The following is a 16,274-nucleotide window of genomic DNA, read 5'->3' as shown; positions in this document are numbered from 1 at the left end:
AGAATCGAGCAGGCGATCGTGCAGGATCGGTGTCACCATCCGGGCGAACCTTACTTGCGCAGACCCAGCTTTTCGATCAGGGCGCGATAACGATCCGCATCGCTGGCCTTGAGGTAGTCCAGCAGGCGACGACGACGGCTCACCATGCGCAGCAGACCGCGGCGGCTGTGGTGATCCTTCATGTTGGCCTTGAAGTGCGGGGTCAGTTCGTTGATGCGGGTGGTCAGCAGGGCCACCTGAACTTCGGGGCTACCCGTGTCGTTCGTGCCGCGCGCGAACTGCTTGATGACTTCGGACTTGTTGATATCGGCGACTGCCATGATGATTTCCTTATTGTTTCACTTGCGAACACCGCAGCACGGGATGCGCCGCCGGTGTCGTGCCAGCTCCATCGCCCGCCGGGAGGCCGGCAAACGATAGCCGCGCATTATAGCCGAATTCCCGCGCGTGGCGAAACTGGCAGTCCGGCAGGCCGCGTGTGGCCCCCAAGCCGCCCCAAAGGACTACACTTCGGTAATCTCCGGGTATTCCGCTCCGCCATGCGCTCCACCACGACCTCCCTGCTTTCTTCTCGCGCCTCGGGTGCCGGCCGCCTCGTTCGGCGCATCGCCGCCAGCGTCGCGCTGGCCGCCACAGTCGCCGCCCTCACCGCCTGCTCGACGCTGGCGCCGGTCCAGACCGGCCAGAAGCTGATCGGACAGCCCGAATCCGCCGTACGCGCCACGTTTGGCCAGCCGACCGACATGTTCCGGCTCAAGGACGGCACCACGCGCTGGATCTACTCCACGCAACCGCTCGGCGAGGACGCCTACGCCGCGACGTTCGACCGCAACGGCAATCTGGCGGACTTCCGCAACATGCTGACCACGGAAGAGCTCTACAAGGCACAGGTCAACGTATGGACCAAGCAGGATGTGCTCGAGCATTACGGCGCGCCGCGGGAGCCCAACCAGTACTTTCCGATCATGAAGCGCGAGGTCTGGACCTACCGCTTCTTCCAGGACCGGATGTGGTACTCGATGTTCAACTTTTACTTCGACGACGCGGGCGTGCTGCGCCAGACGCAGATCACGCCCGACCCGCTGCGCGATCGCCCCGAGCGCTAACGAAAAAGCCCGCCGGCGCGCCTTGTGAGCGCGTGGCGGGCGATCGCAGGGATCCAGGTCAGATTTGCGGGTTGATCTTCTGCACGGCCTTGTCGTGCAGCTTGTTCAGCGCGGCGAGATAGGCCTTGGCCGATGCGGCCACGATATCGGGATCGGTGCCCACCCCGTTGACGATGCGGCCGCCCTTCGACAGGCGCACGGTCACTTCGCCCTGCGCCTGCGTGCCGGTCGTGATCGCGTTCACCGAATACAGCACGAGTTCCGCGCCGCTGGACACCTTGCCTTCGATCGCATGCAGCGTCGCATCCACGGGACCGTTGCCGTCGCCTTCGCTGGCATGCTCCTGGCCGTCCATCGTGAACACCACGCGCGCGTGCGGGCGCTCACCGGTCTCCGAGCGCTGCGACAGCGACACGAAACGATAGTGATCGTTGGACGCGTCGCTCGCCTCGCCCGATACGATGGCTTCGATGTCCTCATCGAAGATTTCGGCCTTCTGGTCGGCGAGTTCCTTGAAGCGCGCGAACGCCGCGTTGATTTCGGCTTCGCTCTCCAGCTCGATGCCCAGTTCCTGCAGGCGCTGCTTGAATGCATTGCGGCCCGACAGCTTGCCCAGCACGATCTTGTTGGCCGTCCAGCCCACGTCTTCCGCACGCATGATCTCGTACGTGTCGCGCGCCTTGAGCACGCCATCCTGGTGGATGCCCGATGCATGCGCGAACGCATTGGCGCCGACCACCGCCTTGTTCGGCTGCACCACGAAACCGGTGATCTGCGAGACAAGCTTGGAAGCGGGCACGATCTGCGTGGTATCGATGCCGACGTCCATGTCGAAGTAGTCGCGGCGCGTCTTCACGGCCATCACGACTTCTTCGAGGCTGGTGTTGCCGGCACGTTCGCCCAGGCCATTGATCGTGCACTCGATCTGGCGCGCGCCGCCGAGCTTCACGGCGGCCAGCGAGTTCGCCACGGCCATGCCGAGGTCGTTATGGCAGTGGACGGACCACACGGCCTTGTCCGAGTTCGGAATCCGCTCCCGTACGGAACGGATCAGGCCCGCGTAGCCTTCGGGCACCGCGTAGCCGACCGTGTCGGGCAGGTTGATCGTGGTCGCCCCTTCGGCAATCACACCCTCCAGCACGCGGCACAGGAAGTCCATGTCCGAGCGGCTGCCGTCTTCCGGCGAGAACTCGATGTCGTCCGTGAACTGGCGCGCGAAACGCACCGCCAGGCGCGCCTGCTCGTACACCTGGTCCGGCGTCATGCGCAGCTTCTTCTCCATGTGCAGCGCGGAGGTCGCGATGAACGTGTGGATCCGGAACGAGTTGGCGGGCTTGAGGGCCTCGGCCGCGCGCGCGATGTCCTTGTCGTTGGCCCGGGCCAGCGAGCAGATCGTCGAATCCTTGACCACCTGCGCGATCGAGCGGATCGCTTCGAAGTCGCCATTGGAGCTCGCCGCAAAGCCGGCCTCGATCACGTCGACCTTCAGGCGCTCCAGCTGGCGCGCGATGCGGATCTTCTCTTCGCGCGTCATCGAAGCGCCCGGCGATTGTTCGCCGTCGCGCAAGGTCGTATCGAAAATGATGAGTTTGTCAGACATTTGTGGAGCTCCTGAGACTTTATTGTTTGTGCCGGCCCATGCCGAAGTTCAATGCAAAACGCCCCGGCGTGCAGTGGATGCAGGCCGGGGCGTTGAAGAATCCTTGTGGATTTCGCGCTGGGAAATGGGTTCCTGTCTTCCCTCAGCGCGCGCGCGTCCCGACCCGGTCGCCTAGTAGGCCACCCAGCAGGGCGATCGATGCGATCGGGGCGATCGATGCGAGCGAGAAAAGGGATTGCAGCGAAATCATGTCGGCGACTATAGCGCTTTTGCTTTAACCGTGCAACTGACGGGGTGGGCGCCTATTTAGGCGGGATCCGCAGCTTCTGCCCCGGATAAATCTTGTCCGGATGCGTGAGCATCGGTTTGTTCGCCTCGAAGATCCGGTTGTAGTCGGCGCCGTTTCCATACGCCGCTTGCGAGATCGCCCAGAGCGTGTCGCCCTTCACCACCGTATGCCACTGCGACTCGGCGGTTTCCACGTTCACGGACATCTTGTCCTCGACCTGATCCACGCCCTCGACGTTGCCGCAGCAGAGGATGATCTTCTCCCGCGTGGCCTGATCCGGCGCCACGCCGAACACGGTCACCTTGCCCTGCGATCCGTCCACCGTGACGGTCAGGCCCGTGGCCTCGAGGCCCATCTGCCTGATGTACGCCTCGATCGCGTCGCCCGCCGCACGATTGGCGGCCTCGACCTTTTCGGTGGACGCATCCGCCCTGGCGGCATCCTGCGCCGCCTTGGCTTCGCCCTTGCCGAACAGTTTCTCTCCCGCTTCCCTGATGAAGTCGAACATGCCCATGACATTCTCCTTACGGTCGAATCAAGGTCAATCAAACGTCAATCAACAACCTCGGTCGCGGGCGACGGTCAGCGTCCCCCGCTCTTTCGCACGCCGCCTGCCTCGCCATGCGCCGCGCGCCACGCCCAGAGCAGATAGCCCGAAATCGCGTACGCCACGAACAGGCCGAACAGCGCGACCGGCGGATCGGTCGACACCACGACGAACAGCACGAGCAGCAGCACCATCATGCCGAACGGCACGCGGTAGCGCACGTCGAGCGCCTTGCCGCTGTAGAACGGCGCATTGGAGACCATCGACAGCCCCGCGTACAGCGTGATGCCGAACGCCGCCCACGGCATCCACAGCTCCTTCACGGGCAGCTTGTTGTCGATCGCGAGCCAGACGAAGCCGGCGACGAGCGCTGCCGCGGCCGGGCTAGGCAAGCCCTGGAAGAAGCGCTTGTCGACCACGCCGATATTCGCGTTGAAGCGCGCGAGACGCAGCGCCGCGCACGTGCAGTACACGAAGGCGGCGATCCAGCCCCACTTGCCGAGGTCGTGCAGGATCCATTCGTACATCACGAGCGCGGGCGCCACGCCGAACGACGTCATGTCGGACAGCGAGTCGTACTGCTCGCCGAATGCGCTCTGCGTGTTCGTGATGCGCGCCACGCGGCCGTCCATGCCGTCGAGCACCATCGCCGCGAAGATCGCGATCGCCGCGGCGTCGAAGCGCATGTTCATCGCCTGCACGATCGCGAAGAAGCCCGCGAACAGCGCGGCCGTCGTGAACGCATTGGGCAGCAGATAGATGCCCCGCCGGCGCGGCCGGGGACGCACGTACTCGTCGTCGTGCTCCTCGACGTCGTCGAAGCCGCCGTCGTTGAAGCCGCTGTCGTACGCGCTGTCGTTGCGCAACTGGTTATGGCGGAACGGACGCAAATGCGTCACGTTGCCATTGTTCGCCCGCTTGTTGCGGCGATTGAAGGCACCCATGCCAGTCTCCTGTCCCGGGGCGGCTTATTGCAGTACGTCGAGTTCGGCGAGCACCGTGGACGAAGCCGAGACCTTCTCGCCGATCGTCACGCGCGGGCGCGCATCCACGGGCAGGTACACGTCCACGCGCGAGCCGAAGCGGATGAAGCCGTAGCGCTGGCCGCGCGACAGCGTGTCACCCACCTTGGTGTAGCACAGGATCCGGCGCGCCACCAAACCCGCCACCTGCACGAGCGTGACGATCTGGCCATCGCCGGCGCGGCGGATGACCAGCGCGTTGCGCTCGTTTTCCACGGAGGCCTTGTCGAGGTCCGCGTTGACGAACTTGCCGGGGAAGTATTCAAGCTTCTCGACCTTGCCGTCGAGCGAAGAACGGTTCGAGTGGACGTTGAACACGTTCATGAACACGCTGATCTTGAGGGCTTCGCGGCCCGCGTACGGATCCTGCGTCTTCTCGACCACGACGATGCGGCCATCGGCCGGCGCGAGGATCGCGTTCGGGGCCGAAGGAATCGGGCGCGGCGGATCGCGGAAGAATTGCAGCACGAACAGCGTGATGATCCACAGCGGCAGCGCCCACCAGAAGCCCGCGCTGACGTGCACCAGCAGCGAGATGACGAATGCGCCGGCCAGGAACGGCCAGCCTTCACGGGCGATCAGCGGATGAGGATAGTTCATGCAAATAGGGTCAGAAGTTCATTCACGGCGACAGGATAACAAAAAGCCGCCCAGCCACCGCCAAAATCGCACCCGCCGTCATTCACGGTGGGGGTGGGCGGTGCACTGGGCGGCTGCGGGGCAAGGTGGCCGCCCTGTCGCGCGCGGCCACGCTGCCTTGCGGCGCGTGCTTAGTTCTTCGACTGGTCGACCAGCTTGTTCTTGGCGATCCACGGCATCATCGCGCGCAGCTTCGCACCCACTTCCTCGATCTGGTGCTCGGCCGTCAGGCGGCGGCGCGAGATCAGGGTCGGGGCACCGGCCTTGTTCTCGAGCAGGAAGCTCTTCGCGTATTCGCCGGTCTGGATGTCCGTCAGGCACTGCTTCATCGCCTTCTTCGTCTCTTCGGTCACGACGCGCGGGCCGGTGACGTACTCACCGTACTCGGCGTTGTTCGAGATCGAGTAGTTCATGTTGGCGATGCCGCCTTCGTAGATCAGGTCGACGATCAGCTTCAGTTCGTGCAGGCACTCGAAGTACGCCATTTCGGGCGCGTAGCCGGCTTCCACCAGCGTCTCGAAGCCAGCCTTGATCAGCTCGACGGTGCCGCCGCACAGCACGGCCTGCTCGCCGAACAGGTCGGTTTCGGTTTCTTCGCGGAAGTTCGTCTCGATGATGCCGGCACGGCCGCCGCCGTTGGCCGTGGCGTACGACAGCGCGATGTCGCGTGCCGCGCCCGACTTGTTCTGATGCACGGCGATCAGGTGGGGCACGCCGCCGCCTTGCGCGTACGTCGAACGCACGGTGTGGCCCGGGGCCTTCGGCGCGATCATGATCACGTCGAGGTCGGCGCGCGGGATCACGGCACCGTAGTGCACGTTGAAGCCGTGCGCGAAGGCCAGCGCGGCGCCTTCCTTGATGTTGTCGTGCACTTCGTTCTTGTACACGTCGGCGATCTGCTCGTCCGGCAGCAGGATCATGACGACGTCAGCGCCCTTCACGGCCTCGGCCACTTCCTTGGTCTGCAGGCCGGCGTTCACGGCCTTGTTCCACGACGCGCCGCTCTTGCGCAGACCCACCGTCACGTTCACGCCCGAATCCTTCAGGTTCTGTGCGTGGGCGTGGCCTTGCGAGCCGTAGCCGATGATGGTGACGTTCTTGCCCTTGATGAGGGAGAGGTCCGCGTCCTTGTCGTAAAACACTTTCATGATGATTCCTTCAATTGCTTTGATCTGGGATATAGGGGTGGCGCCCCGCCGATAGACGGGGGCAGCCGCTGCCGGGGGCGCCGGTCAGACCTTCAGGATGCGCTCGCCGCGACCGATACCGGAGCCGCCCGTGCGAACGGTCTCCAGGATCGCCGTACGGTCGATCGCGTCGAGGAACGCATCCAGCTTGCCGCCGTTGCCGGTCAGTTCGATGGTGTACGTTTTCTCGGTCACATCGATGATGCGGCCGCGGAAGATGTCCGCGGTACGCTTCATCTCCTCGCGTTCCTTGCCGACCGCGCGCACCTTCACGAGCATCAGCTCGCGCTCGATGTGCGCGCCTTCGGTCAGGTCCACAACCTTGACCACCTCGACCAGGCGGTTCAGATGCTTCGTGATCTGTTCGATCACGTCATCCGAGCCCGTGGTCACGATGGTCATCCGTGACAGCGAAGCATCCTCGGTCGGAGCCACCGTCAGCGTTTCGATGTTGTAGCCGCGCGCGGAGAACAGGCCCACCACGCGCGACAGCGCGCCGGGTTCGTTTTCCAGCAGGACGGAAATGATGTGTCGCATTACAGGTCCTCCGAGCCGAGCAGCATTTCGGAGATCCCCTTGCCGGCCTGAACCATCGGCCACACGTTCTCGGTGGGGTCGGTCTGGAAGTCCAGGAACACGGTGCGGTCCTTCAGGCGGAATGCCTCGCGCAGCGCGGGCTCCACGTCGGACGCGCGTTCGACGCGCATGCCGATGTGGCCATAGGACTCGGCCAGCTTGACGAAGTCAGGCAGCGCGTCCATGTAGGAATGCGAGTAGCGGTTGTCGTACTCGATTTCCTGCCACTGGCGCACCATGCCCAGATAGCCGTTGTTGAGCGAGCAGATCTTGACGGGGGTGTTGTACTGCTTGCAGGTCGACAGTTCCTGGATGCACATCTGGATCGAGCCTTCACCGGTGATGGTGACGACTTCCTTGTTCGGGAACGCCTTCTTGATGCCCATGGCGTACGGCAGGCCGACACCCATGGTGCCGAGGCCGCCCGAGTTGATCCAGCGGCGCGGTTCGTCGAACTTGTAGAACTGAGCGGCCCACATCTGGTGCTGGCCGACGTCGGAGCAGACGAACGCGTCGCCCTTGGTCAGTTCCCAGATCTTTTCGACCACGTACTGCGGCTTGATGATCTCGGAACTGCGGTCGTACTTGAGGCAGTCCACCGAACGCCACTGCTCGATCTGATCCCACCACTTGGCGAGCGCTTCGCGCTTCGGCTTGACGTCGCTGGCCTGCAGCTGGGCGATGAGCTCCTGCAGCACGTCCTTGACGTTACCGACGATGGGAATATCCACCTTCACTCGCTTCGAGATCGACGAGGGGTCGATGTCGATGTGGATGATCTTGCGGGCCTGCGACGTGAAGTGCGCCGGGTTGCCGATCACGCGGTCATCGAAGCGCGCGCCGATCGCGATCAGCACGTCGCAGTTCTGCATGGCCATGTTGGCTTCATACGTGCCGTGCATGCCGAGCATGCCCAGGAACTGCTTGCTCGTGCCCGGGAACGCGCCCAGGCCCATCAGCGTGTTGGTGACCGGATGACCCGTCACCGCGGCCAGCTGGCGCAGCTCGTCGCTGGCGTTGGCCAGCACGACACCGCCGCCCGTATAGATATACGGACGCTCGGCCTGCTGCAGCAGCGCCACGGCCTTGCGGATCTGCCCCGAATGCCCCTTGTTCACCGGGTTGTACGAACGCATGTCGATGGCCTTCGGATATTCGAAGCGGCATGCGTTGCGCGAGACGTCTTTCGGGATATCGACCACGACCGGGCCGGGACGGCCGGTGGCGGCGATGAAGAACGCCTTCTTGATCGTCGCGGCGAGGTCGCGCACGTCCTTCACAAGGAAGTTGTGCTTGACGATGGGCCGCGTGATACCGACCGTATCGCACTCCTGGAACGCGTCCTGGCCGATCGCGTGCGTGGGCACGTTGCCGGTGATGACCACCAGCGGGATCGAGTCCAGATAGGCGGTGGCGATACCGGTCACGGCGTTCGTCACGCCGGGGCCCGAGGTCACCAGCGCCACGCCGACCTTGCCGGTCGCGCGCGCATAGCCATCGGCGGCATGCACGGCAGCCTGCTCGTGGCGCACCAGGATGTGCTCGAATTTCGTTTGCTTGTGGAGCTCGTCGTAGATGTACAGCACTGCGCCGCCGGGGTAGCCCCAGACGTACTCGACGCCTTCTTCGGCAAGTGCATGGACGAGGATTTCCGCGCCGATCATTTCGGGTGCGGAGGAGGCATTGCTGTCTGCGTGGGAAAATTCCGCGCTGGGCATGTTCATTTCAGTCCTTTGCAATTTTCGGCAAAAAATTGTTTGGATGCTCTCTGCCGGGCTTGTGGCTCGGGTTCAAGCGGTGCGCGTCTTCATGGAAGACCGCCTTATAAGCGGTCAAATGAGACAACCACTGATGTCGTGAACCGGTGATGATACTGCAATGCACTAGCGCGGTCTACGTTTCTTCTGCCGCCGATCGCTCCCGGCCGGGCGTTCCCGCAATCTTCCCGTCCCTCCATGTCTGCAACGCAATACAGCAGTGGTCAGACTCACGTGTTTTTTGCTAGGATCGCAGACATTTTCTGAGTTCCGCAGGTCTTATGCGGCACTTAAAGCAAGCACTGGCGCCGTCCATCCCGCAATTTCCGTCCGCAATTCGCCTGCATGGCCACCGACCAGGAACTCTCCGATTTTCTCGCCAGCGTCGAGCGACGGGCATTCAAGCAGGCCGTGTTTGCGGTGCGTGACGATGAAGCCGCGCTGGACATCGTGCAGGATGCGATGATCAAGCTTGCGGAGAAATACGGCGACAAGTCCGCGGCCGAACTGCCGCCGCTGTTTCAGCGCATTCTGCAAAATACCGTTCACGACTGGTTCCGCCGCCAGAAGGTCCGCAACACGTGGGTCACGTTGTTCTCGTCGCTGCGCGACGATCGCGATGGCGACGATAATGACTTACTCGACACTCTAGAGGCCCAGGCGGGTTCGGAATCTGCCGAAAGCAGCGCGGACAAGGTCGAGCGCGCGCAGGTCATGCAGATCATCGAACAGGAAATCCAGCGCCTGCCGACGCGTCAACGCGAAGCGTTTTTGATGCGTTACTGGGAGGACATGGATGTCGCCGAAACCGCTGCCGCGATGGGTTGTTCCGAAGGCAGTGTGAAGACGCACTGTTCCCGTGCAACGCACACCCTGGCGCAGGCCCTGCGCGCGCGAGGGGTCCGACTATGAGCCGAAACGAACAACAAATACTCGAACGCCGCCTGGCCCACGATATCCGCACCGTGCTCGATGCATCGGCGGACGCGGTGCCGGCCGACATCGCCGAACGGCTTGCCGCCGCGCGGCGCATGGCCGTCGCTCGCAAGAAGGCCGAGGCACCGGTGCGCGCGCCGCAATTCGCGGCTGCGGGCATGCCATCCTCGCATGGATCGTCGCTGTATGACCTCGACGACCCCGATCACGACAAGCCACTGCATCGCGCGGGCGCCTGGCTGCGCCGGCTCGCGCTCGTCTGGCTGCTGATCGCGCTGGTGGGCGGGCTGAGCGGCATCTACGAGTGGCAGAAGCAGAAGCGGGTGGAAGAACTCGCGGACGTCGATGCCGCCATGCTGCTCGACGATCTGCCGCCGACCGCCTACGCCGACCAGGGCTTCCACGTGTACCTCAAGCGCGGGCAATAAGGATGGCGCGCGCACTCGATCTTCCCGACGCGGGTCTTCCCGCCGCCGATCTATCCGACACGTGCGGCGAGCGGCTGCGCGTGGGCCTTGTCTTGCTGGCGCTCGCCGGCGGCGTGGCGTTGTCTTGCGCGCCGGCGGTGCAGGCACAGGGGCAGGCACAGGGGCAGGCCAATGCGCCGGCTTCGGCGTCGGCGACCTCTGCTGTGCAGCCCGGTCCGGTCATCAATGCGCACCCCACGTGGGGCGAGCTTTCGGCCGCGCATCAGCGCATTCTGGCGCCGCTGGAGCCGCTTTGGAATTCCATTCCCGAACTGAACCGCCACAAGTGGCTGCGGATTGCCGACCAGTACCCGAAGTATTCGCCTGACGAACAGGCGAGGTTGCAGGCGCGCATGGCGGAATGGGTCAGGATGACGCCGCAGCAGCGGCGCCTGGCGCGCGAGAACTACCAGATCACGCGGTCGCTGACGCCGGAGGCCAAGGCCGAGGCGTGGAAGAGCTATCAGCAGCTGCCCGAAGAGCAAAAGAAGAACCTCGCCGCCGCGGACAAGGTCCCGCGCCGCCCCGGCGCGGTGAGTGCGCTGCCGTCGGGCAAGAAACTGCCGACGCTGCCGTCGCGCGGCGCGCATCCGCAGCAGCCGGGCACAAAGACCGCCGCAAGCGCGCCCGCTGCCCCGGCTTCGGCGGCTTCCGCCGCTGTCGCCGCGGCTTCCACACCGGCCGTCGCCGCCTCCACGGGCGCGGCCTCCGCCGCATCGGCCACGACGGCCGCAGCCGCGGCCTCGGCCCCGGTGGCTGCCACCCCCGCCTCCGCCACCGCGCCCCAGCCGGCAGCCACCCCGCTCGGCCCCCCGGTCACGGGCGAAGCCTCCACCGACTTCCCGATCACGGGAACCAGCGAAAGCCGCTGAGGCCCCGCCTTCTCCCTGCGCGAGAGGCAGACGCGTGTGTCGGCGCCTCACTACCGGGGAGAGGGCTGTTCCTTCATTGCGGGCAAACCCGCTCGGTGCCAGGCGGCGCCTTTGGCATAATGGCCGTTTCAGGCTCCCCCGGCCGCGTGCCATGTCCGCCACCACTACCGCCTACGCTCCCACCTCCGACCCCGTCCGAGCTCCCACGCTCCGGCGGCGGCTGACCTGTATGGTCTATGAAGGCGTGCTGCTGTTCGGCGTGCTCATGGCGTCCACCGCGGTGTATGTGTTCGCCCGCCCGCTGCTCGGCGCCATCGGCGCCGAGAACATGTACGTCGCGCAGGCGTGGAGCTTTCTCGTGCTGGCGCTGTATTTCTCGTGGTTCTGGCAGCGCAATGGCCAGACCCTGGCCATGCAGACCTGGCGCATCCGCCTGGAGACCGCCGATGGCGGACCGGTCCGGTGGCCCCGCGCCATCTTCCGCTTCGTGCTGGCGTGGCTATGGCTCCCGCCCGCCGCCGCCGTGGGCCATGCCCTCGGGCTCGTGAAGGGCCCGTTCGTCGCCGTGCTTGCTGGCGGGCTGCTGATCTGGGTCATGCTCGCTTGGCTCGACCCGAGACGGCAGTTCCTGCATGACAGGCTGGCTGGCACCCGGCTGATCGACCTGCGGCCACCGCGCACCGCCGCCAAAAAATGAGCCTGACGGCGGCCGCCCTTCGCCGCGTGGCAGTCGCGGCGCAGACAACCACCGCGGCCGGCATCGCGTGGGCGCTCGCATCGTTCGCCGCATGGTCATGGCCGGCCGCGCTCGCCACCGGCGCGGCCATCGTGCTCGCGTTGTTCTGCGCGTCGGTCGCCATCGCGTTCTTCGTCACGCTGAACGGGCTCGGCCTGCCAAAGAAAGACCGCATCGCGCTGATGCCCGCCGATACCCGCCCCGCGCCCCTCGGCATCGCGCGGGCCCTGCGCTGCTATGCGGGCGAATGCATGGTGGTGTTCCGCATGTTCAACTGGCTTCAGCCGTTCCGCTCCCGCCTGAAGATACCCCCCTCTGCCGACGCAAGCCCCGGCCGCGACGCGCCCACGGTGTTGCTCGTGCACGGTTATGGCTGCAACCACGCCGTGTGGCTCGACATGGCGCCGCATCTCGCGGCCGCGGGCTATCGGTGCGAGACGATCGACCTCGAACCGGTGCTCGGCGATATCGACGACTATGCGGCGCCGCTGCTCGCGCGCATGCACGACATCGCCACACGCACGGGCCGCCCGCCGCTGCTCGTGTGCCACAGCATGGGCGGCCTCGCCGCGCGCGCGGCACAGGTGCGGGCGGTGCATTCCACGGGCAGCGAAGCGCCCTGCAGCGGCATTGTCACGCTTGGCAGCCCGCATCATGGGTGCGTACTGGCGCGTCATGGCAGCGGGCTCAACGCGCGGCAGATGCGATGGCTCAGTCCCTGGCTGCGCGCACTTGCCGATGCGGAAACCACCGCGCAGCGCGCGCGCATCGTCTTCATCTTCAGCTGGCACGACTCGATCGCCGGGCCCGCCGGCACCTCGTGGCTCGAGGGCGCGCGCCATGTAGCGCTGCGCGGCATCGGGCATGTGTCGCTGCTGCGCCACCCCGACGCGATCGCCGCCACGCTCGACGCGCTCGCCATGCTGACCGAAACCACGCCCGATCCCGTCGTCACGGCCCACGCAGCGGAAACCACCTGACGCTCCAAGCGCGGCACACATTCATGTGACATTCATGTTTCCGTCACGGTACGGTCACGTGCCACTGGCCCAATGCACGCATCGCCGCTACCGGGGCCGACATGGTTCAAGCAATCCGATCCGCGCGCGGGCGTCTGTCGCATATCGCGCAGCGCCTGCTTGGCAAGGGTGACGCCACCCTCCCGCTGACCGCCGCCCTCGCGGCCTTCATGCCTCCCGCTCCGGCACTCGCCCCGCCGCCCGCATCGCCTCCTGCTGCCCCCTTCCCGCCCTTTCCGTCATCCGTACCCCAATCCGTGAATGCCCAGCGAGACGTCACCGACGAACCGCCCACTGCATCCACCGACACGCCCACCCATCGCTATCGCGCGATCTGGATCTCGGATATCCACCTCGGCACAGCAGGCTGCCAGGCGACCTATCTGCTCGACTTCCTCAAGCACAACGAGTCCGACCAGCTCTACCTCGTCGGCGACATCATCGACGGATGGCAGCTCAAGCGCGGCTGGTACTGGCCGCAGAGCCACAACGACGTGGTGCAGAAGCTTCTGCGCAAGGCGCGCAAAGGCACCGAGGTGATCTTCGTACCCGGCAATCACGACGAAGTCGCGCGCCAGTTCGACGGCATGGCCTTCGGCGACATCGTCGTACGCGAAGACGCGATCCATGTGACGGCGACGGGCCGCCGCCTCTGGGTCGTCCATGGCGACCTGTTCGATGGCGTGGTGCAGCACGCACGATGGCTGGCATATCTCGGCGACTCCCTCTACACGCTGATCCTCGCCGTGAATCGCCACTTCAACCGCGTCCGCACCAGGCTCGGATTCGATTATTGGTCGCTGTCGCAATACCTGAAGCATCAGGTCAAGAACGCGGTCAGCTACATCAACTCGTTCGAGCACGCGATGGTGGAGGAGGCGCGCCGCCGCGGCTGCGATGGCGTGGTCTGCGGCCATATCCACAAGGCCGAGATCCGCGAGGTCGACGGGCAGCTCTACTGCAACGACGGCGACTGGGTGGAAAGCCTTTCCGCGCTGGTCGAAACCATGGAAGGCGAACTACGCATCGTCTACTGGACGACGCTGCTCGACCCGCCCGCGCCGCCCACCTCGCGCATCGGCCGCCGGCGGCGCACCGCCACGACCGCGACCGCGGTGGCCGGCTGACGGTCGCGGCACACCACACGCCACAGAGACAAAGGAGTTTCGATGAGAATCCTGATCGTCACCGACGCCTGGGAACCGCAGGTCAATGGCGTGGTTCGCACGCTCAAGTCCACGCGCCGCGAACTCGAGGCCATGGGTCATACGGTGGATCTGCTGACGCCGCTCGAATTCCAGACGGTACCGTGTCCCACCTACCCAGAAATCCGGCTGTCGCTGTTTCCGGGCGGCAAGGTCCGCCGCCGCATCGAGGCCTTCCGGCCGGACGCGCTGCATATCGCCACGGAAGGCCCGCTGGGCCTCGCCGCGCGCCGCTACGCGCTGCGCCACGACCTGCCGTTCACCACGGCCTATCACACGCGCTTTCCCGAATACGTGCAGGCCCGCTTCGCCATTCCGCTCGCGTGGACCTACCGCTTCCTGCGCTGGTTCCATGGCCCCGCGCGCGCGGTGATGGCGCCCACGCCCGTGGTGCTGGACGACCTGCGCCGCTATCACATTACCAACGGCGTGCTGTGGACGCGCGGCGTGGATCTCGACGTATTCACGGCGCAGCGCGCCAACGTCCTCAACACCGCGCATCCGATCTTCCTGTACGTCGGCCGCGTCGCGGTGGAAAAAAACGTCGAAGCGTTCCTGCAACTCGACCTGCCCGGCACGAAGTGGGTCGTCGGCGATGGTCCCGCGCTCGCGGGCCTGAAGTCGCGCTACCCCAACGTGAACTACCTCGGCGTATTGAAACAGCCCGATCTCGCCAAGGTCTACGCATCGGCGGACGTGTTCGTGTTCCCGAGCCGCACCGATACCTTCGGCCTCGTCCTGCTGGAAGCGCTCGCAAGCGGCCTGCCCGTGGCCGCGTACCCCGTGACGGGCCCTATCGACGTCCTCGGCGACAGTCCCGCCGGCGTCATGCACGAGGACCTGCGGGAAGCGTGCCTCGAAGCGCTGCGCATCGACCGCGCCACCGCGCGCGCGCACGCCGAACGCTTCTCGTGGCGCGCGGCCTCCGAGCAATTCCTCGCGCATCTGCGCCCCCTGCCGACCGCCAGCGTGGCGGGCGCCCCCAACGTCTCCGCTCCGCCCGACCATGCCAAAGCCGCATCTGCCGTTACCCACCGAGCCGGAGAGTGACTACTCGATCGAGCAGAATCCGCACAAGGGCAACCGCGGGCTGACACGCGCCTGGTACGCGGCCATCAACTCGTTGTCGGGATTGCGCTATGCCGTATTGGAGGAAAGCGCTTTCCGCCAGGAACTGACCCTGTTCGTCATCCTGGCGCCCTGCGCCTTCGTCCTGCCCGTCAGCGTGGTCGAACGCATCCTGCTCCTCGGCACCCTGTTCCTCGTGCTGATCGTGGAGCTGCTGAACTCGAGCGTCGAAGCGGCCGTCGACCGCATCTCGCTAGAACGCCACAGCCTGTCCAAGCGCGCGAAAGACTTCGGCAGCGCCGCCGTCATGCTCGCGTTACTGCTGTGCCTCGGCACCTGGCTCGCGATCGCCGGGCCGATTGTGGCGCATTGGGCGAAGCGAATGCTCGGGGGATGACGTAACGACATGTCTACGGCACCGAATCATCACAATTTGTGCCGTCTCTCGTTTTTAGGAAAACTGCGATTACCGCCGCGCCTCGGAGAAACAATACTTCGGTCCGTGGATGCGCTTCCGATCCCGATTCGGAATGAAGACACCGCAATCTTCCTAACTACCTGAGTAAAGGCATCATGAACCAAATCACCAAGACCTCCCTCGTTGCCGCCCTCCTCGCTTCGGCCTCCATCGGCGCCTTCGCCGCCGACACCGCCGATCTGACCGTCAAGGGCGTCATCAAACCCGCCGCTTGCAACGTGTCGTTGTCCGGGGGCGCCACGATCGACTTTGGGACCATCCCCGCCAACACGTTGAGCGACACCGCGTTCACGAACCTCGGCACGAAAAGTATCGACCTGACCATCAGCTGCGACGCTCCCACTAAAGTGGGCCTCGCCGCCAGCGACGGCCGCGCGGGCACCAGCGTCCCGGGCATCGGCCGCTCCATGTACAGCAACCAGGGCGACGCCGACACATTCGGAATCGGGGAAATCGATGGCAAGAAAATTGGCGGGTATATCCTCTTCGCCGATACCGCTCCGCTGACCGATTCCAAGACCGGCAATCGGGTCGCCTCCAGCGATCAGGGCGCGACGTGGTCGCAGAGCACCAACGCCAGCAATGCCATCACGCCGACACGCTTGCATGCGTTCGCCGACGCCAACACGACCGTACCGGGGGCCTTCAAGACAGTGCAGCAGACCTACAAGGTGAGTGTCGCTGTCAACAAGACGGGCGATCTCCCAACGCTGACCCGCGAGATCCCCATCGATGGACTGGCGACCTTCACCGTCAAGTATCTGTAGACC

18 protein-coding genes are annotated in these 16,274 nt (G+C 65.2%); 10 read left to right on the top strand and 8 right to left on the bottom strand.

Going from position 1 to position 16,274, the window contains the following annotated elements; translation table 11 throughout:
• Positions 1 to 50: 50 nt before the first annotated feature.
• On the bottom strand, positions 51 to 320 hold the full coding sequence (gene rpsO / locus KHP16_RS04075) for a 30S ribosomal protein S15 (protein WP_092138848.1): 270 nt from the start codon (positions 318 to 320) through the stop codon (positions 51 to 53).
• 219 nt (positions 321 to 539) lie between these two features.
• Between rpsO and KHP16_RS04070 the strand changes: the two genes are divergently transcribed.
• Positions 540 to 1,106 carry a hypothetical protein gene (locus tag KHP16_RS04070; protein ID WP_244835630.1) on the top strand — a complete coding sequence of 189 codons (567 nt, stop codon included), beginning with the start codon at positions 540 to 542 and terminating at the stop codon, positions 1,104 to 1,106.
• 58 nt (positions 1,107 to 1,164) lie between these two features.
• Here the strand turns inward: KHP16_RS04070 and KHP16_RS04065 are convergent, their stop codons facing one another.
• The 7 genes from KHP16_RS04065 to KHP16_RS04035 form a co-directional block, all read right to left on the bottom strand.
• A complete protein-coding gene (locus KHP16_RS04065; RefSeq protein WP_109581668.1) occupies positions 1,165 to 2,706 on the bottom strand; it encodes a 2-isopropylmalate synthase in 1,542 nt (513 codons plus the stop codon).
• 302 nt (positions 2,707 to 3,008) lie between these two features.
• Positions 3,009 to 3,509, bottom strand: coding sequence for a peptidoglycan-binding protein LysM (lysM, locus tag KHP16_RS04060; protein ID WP_109581669.1), 501 nt, complete (start codon positions 3,507 to 3,509; stop codon positions 3,009 to 3,011).
• A gap of 68 nt (positions 3,510 to 3,577) precedes the next feature.
• Positions 3,578 to 4,486, bottom strand: a complete 909-nt coding sequence (gene pssA, locus KHP16_RS04055) for a CDP-diacylglycerol--serine O-phosphatidyltransferase (RefSeq protein ID WP_109581670.1) — start codon at positions 4,484 to 4,486, stop codon at positions 3,578 to 3,580.
• Positions 4,487 to 4,510: 24 nt separating this feature from the next.
• Positions 4,511 to 5,164 (bottom strand): phosphatidylserine decarboxylase, encoded by a 654-nt coding sequence (locus KHP16_RS04050; RefSeq protein WP_109581671.1) that lies wholly within the window; start codon positions 5,162 to 5,164, stop codon positions 4,511 to 4,513.
• A gap of 170 nt (positions 5,165 to 5,334) precedes the next feature.
• The gene (ilvC, locus tag KHP16_RS04045; protein ID WP_109581672.1) at positions 5,335 to 6,351 is read right to left on the bottom strand and encodes a ketol-acid reductoisomerase; all 1,017 of its coding nucleotides are present in this window, start codon (positions 6,349 to 6,351) and stop codon (positions 5,335 to 5,337) included.
• An 84-nt stretch (positions 6,352 to 6,435) separates the two neighbouring features.
• On the bottom strand, positions 6,436 to 6,927 hold the full coding sequence (gene ilvN / locus KHP16_RS04040; RefSeq protein ID WP_008643328.1) for an acetolactate synthase small subunit: 492 nt from the start codon (positions 6,925 to 6,927) through the stop codon (positions 6,436 to 6,438).
• Positions 6,927 to 8,690 carry an acetolactate synthase 3 catalytic subunit gene (locus KHP16_RS04035; RefSeq protein WP_211959627.1) on the bottom strand — a complete coding sequence of 588 codons (1,764 nt, stop codon included), beginning with the start codon at positions 8,688 to 8,690 and terminating at the stop codon, positions 6,927 to 6,929. Before KHP16_RS04035 ends, ilvN begins: the two co-directional genes overlap by 1 nt.
• A gap of 378 nt (positions 8,691 to 9,068) precedes the next feature.
• Here KHP16_RS04035 and KHP16_RS04030 point away from each other — a divergent pair, with 378 nt between their 5' ends.
• The 9 genes from KHP16_RS04030 to KHP16_RS03990 all read left to right on the top strand — a co-directional run bounded on the left by KHP16_RS04030 (position 9,069) and on the right by KHP16_RS03990 (position 16,271).
• Positions 9,069 to 9,635, top strand: coding sequence for an RNA polymerase sigma factor (locus KHP16_RS04030; RefSeq protein WP_109581674.1), 567 nt, complete (start codon positions 9,069 to 9,071; stop codon positions 9,633 to 9,635).
• On the top strand, positions 9,632 to 10,087 hold the full coding sequence (locus KHP16_RS04025) for a DUF3619 family protein (protein WP_109581675.1): 456 nt from the start codon (positions 9,632 to 9,634) through the stop codon (positions 10,085 to 10,087). Before KHP16_RS04030 ends, KHP16_RS04025 begins: the two co-directional genes overlap by 4 nt.
• A 2-nt stretch (positions 10,088 to 10,089) precedes the next feature.
• Positions 10,090 to 10,998 (top strand): DUF3106 domain-containing protein, encoded by a 909-nt coding sequence (locus tag KHP16_RS04020; protein ID WP_211959626.1) that lies wholly within the window; start codon positions 10,090 to 10,092, stop codon positions 10,996 to 10,998.
• Between the two features lie 151 nt (positions 10,999 to 11,149).
• Positions 11,150 to 11,695 (top strand): RDD family protein, encoded by a 546-nt coding sequence (locus KHP16_RS04015; RefSeq protein ID WP_115951971.1) that lies wholly within the window; start codon positions 11,150 to 11,152, stop codon positions 11,693 to 11,695.
• The gene (locus KHP16_RS04010) at positions 11,692 to 12,714 is read left to right on the top strand and encodes an esterase/lipase family protein (RefSeq protein WP_211959625.1); all 1,023 of its coding nucleotides are present in this window, start codon (positions 11,692 to 11,694) and stop codon (positions 12,712 to 12,714) included. Before KHP16_RS04015 ends, KHP16_RS04010 begins: the two co-directional genes overlap by 4 nt.
• A gap of 101 nt (positions 12,715 to 12,815) precedes the next feature.
• Positions 12,816 to 13,880, top strand: coding sequence for a UDP-2,3-diacylglucosamine diphosphatase (locus KHP16_RS04005; RefSeq protein ID WP_109581679.1), 1,065 nt, complete (start codon positions 12,816 to 12,818; stop codon positions 13,878 to 13,880).
• A gap of 42 nt (positions 13,881 to 13,922) precedes the next feature.
• Positions 13,923 to 15,008 (top strand): glycosyltransferase family 4 protein, encoded by a 1,086-nt coding sequence (locus KHP16_RS04000; RefSeq protein WP_211959624.1) that lies wholly within the window; start codon positions 13,923 to 13,925, stop codon positions 15,006 to 15,008.
• Positions 14,965 to 15,423, top strand: coding sequence for a diacylglycerol kinase (locus KHP16_RS03995; protein WP_115951968.1), 459 nt, complete (start codon positions 14,965 to 14,967; stop codon positions 15,421 to 15,423). The genes KHP16_RS04000 and KHP16_RS03995 overlap by 44 nt, the downstream gene beginning before the upstream one ends.
• A gap of 176 nt (positions 15,424 to 15,599) precedes the next feature.
• Positions 15,600 to 16,271, top strand: coding sequence for a DUF1120 domain-containing protein (locus KHP16_RS03990; protein WP_115951967.1), 672 nt, complete (start codon positions 15,600 to 15,602; stop codon positions 16,269 to 16,271).
• Positions 16,272 to 16,274: the final 3 nt, after the last annotated feature.

It is taken from the genome of Cupriavidus plantarum (genome assembly GCF_905397285.1).
Lineage (GTDB): Bacteria > Pseudomonadota > Gammaproteobacteria > Burkholderiales > Burkholderiaceae > Cupriavidus > Cupriavidus plantarum.
The sequence above is the reverse complement of the archived record's forward strand: the minus strand, read 5'-3'. Positions and strand labels throughout refer to the sequence as shown.

Excerpts from the sequence above, each read along its gene's own strand:
- rpsO (WP_092138848.1), bottom strand. The coding sequence starts at position 320 with ATGGCAGTCGCCGATATCAACAAGTCCGAAGTCATCAAGCAGTTCGCG.
- KHP16_RS04070 (WP_244835630.1), top strand. The coding sequence starts at position 540 with ATGCGCTCCACCACGACCTCCCTGCTTTCTTCTCGCGCCTCGGGTGCC.
- KHP16_RS04065 (WP_109581668.1), bottom strand. The coding sequence starts at position 2,706 with ATGTCTGACAAACTCATCATTTTCGATACGACCTTGCGCGACGGCGAA.
- lysM (WP_109581669.1), bottom strand. The coding sequence starts at position 3,509 with ATGGGCATGTTCGACTTCATCAGGGAAGCGGGAGAGAAACTGTTCGGC.
- pssA (WP_109581670.1), bottom strand. The coding sequence starts at position 4,486 with ATGGGTGCCTTCAATCGCCGCAACAAGCGGGCGAACAATGGCAACGTG.
- KHP16_RS04050 (WP_109581671.1), bottom strand. The coding sequence starts at position 5,164 with ATGAACTATCCTCATCCGCTGATCGCCCGTGAAGGCTGGCCGTTCCTG.
- ilvC (WP_109581672.1), bottom strand. The coding sequence starts at position 6,351 with ATGAAAGTGTTTTACGACAAGGACGCGGACCTCTCCCTCATCAAGGGC.
- ilvN (WP_008643328.1), bottom strand. The coding sequence starts at position 6,927 with ATGCGACACATCATTTCCGTCCTGCTGGAAAACGAACCCGGCGCGCTG.
- KHP16_RS04035 (WP_211959627.1), bottom strand. The coding sequence starts at position 8,690 with ATGAACATGCCCAGCGCGGAATTTTCCCACGCAGACAGCAATGCCTCC.
- KHP16_RS04030 (WP_109581674.1), top strand. The coding sequence starts at position 9,069 with ATGGCCACCGACCAGGAACTCTCCGATTTTCTCGCCAGCGTCGAGCGA.
- KHP16_RS04025 (WP_109581675.1), top strand. The coding sequence starts at position 9,632 with ATGAGCCGAAACGAACAACAAATACTCGAACGCCGCCTGGCCCACGAT.
- KHP16_RS04020 (WP_211959626.1), top strand. The coding sequence starts at position 10,090 with ATGGCGCGCGCACTCGATCTTCCCGACGCGGGTCTTCCCGCCGCCGAT.
- KHP16_RS04015 (WP_115951971.1), top strand. The coding sequence starts at position 11,150 with ATGTCCGCCACCACTACCGCCTACGCTCCCACCTCCGACCCCGTCCGA.
- KHP16_RS04010 (WP_211959625.1), top strand. The coding sequence starts at position 11,692 with ATGAGCCTGACGGCGGCCGCCCTTCGCCGCGTGGCAGTCGCGGCGCAG.
- KHP16_RS04005 (WP_109581679.1), top strand. The coding sequence starts at position 12,816 with ATGGTTCAAGCAATCCGATCCGCGCGCGGGCGTCTGTCGCATATCGCG.
- KHP16_RS04000 (WP_211959624.1), top strand. The coding sequence starts at position 13,923 with ATGAGAATCCTGATCGTCACCGACGCCTGGGAACCGCAGGTCAATGGC.
- KHP16_RS03995 (WP_115951968.1), top strand. The coding sequence starts at position 14,965 with ATGCCAAAGCCGCATCTGCCGTTACCCACCGAGCCGGAGAGTGACTAC.
- KHP16_RS03990 (WP_115951967.1), top strand. The coding sequence starts at position 15,600 with ATGAACCAAATCACCAAGACCTCCCTCGTTGCCGCCCTCCTCGCTTCG.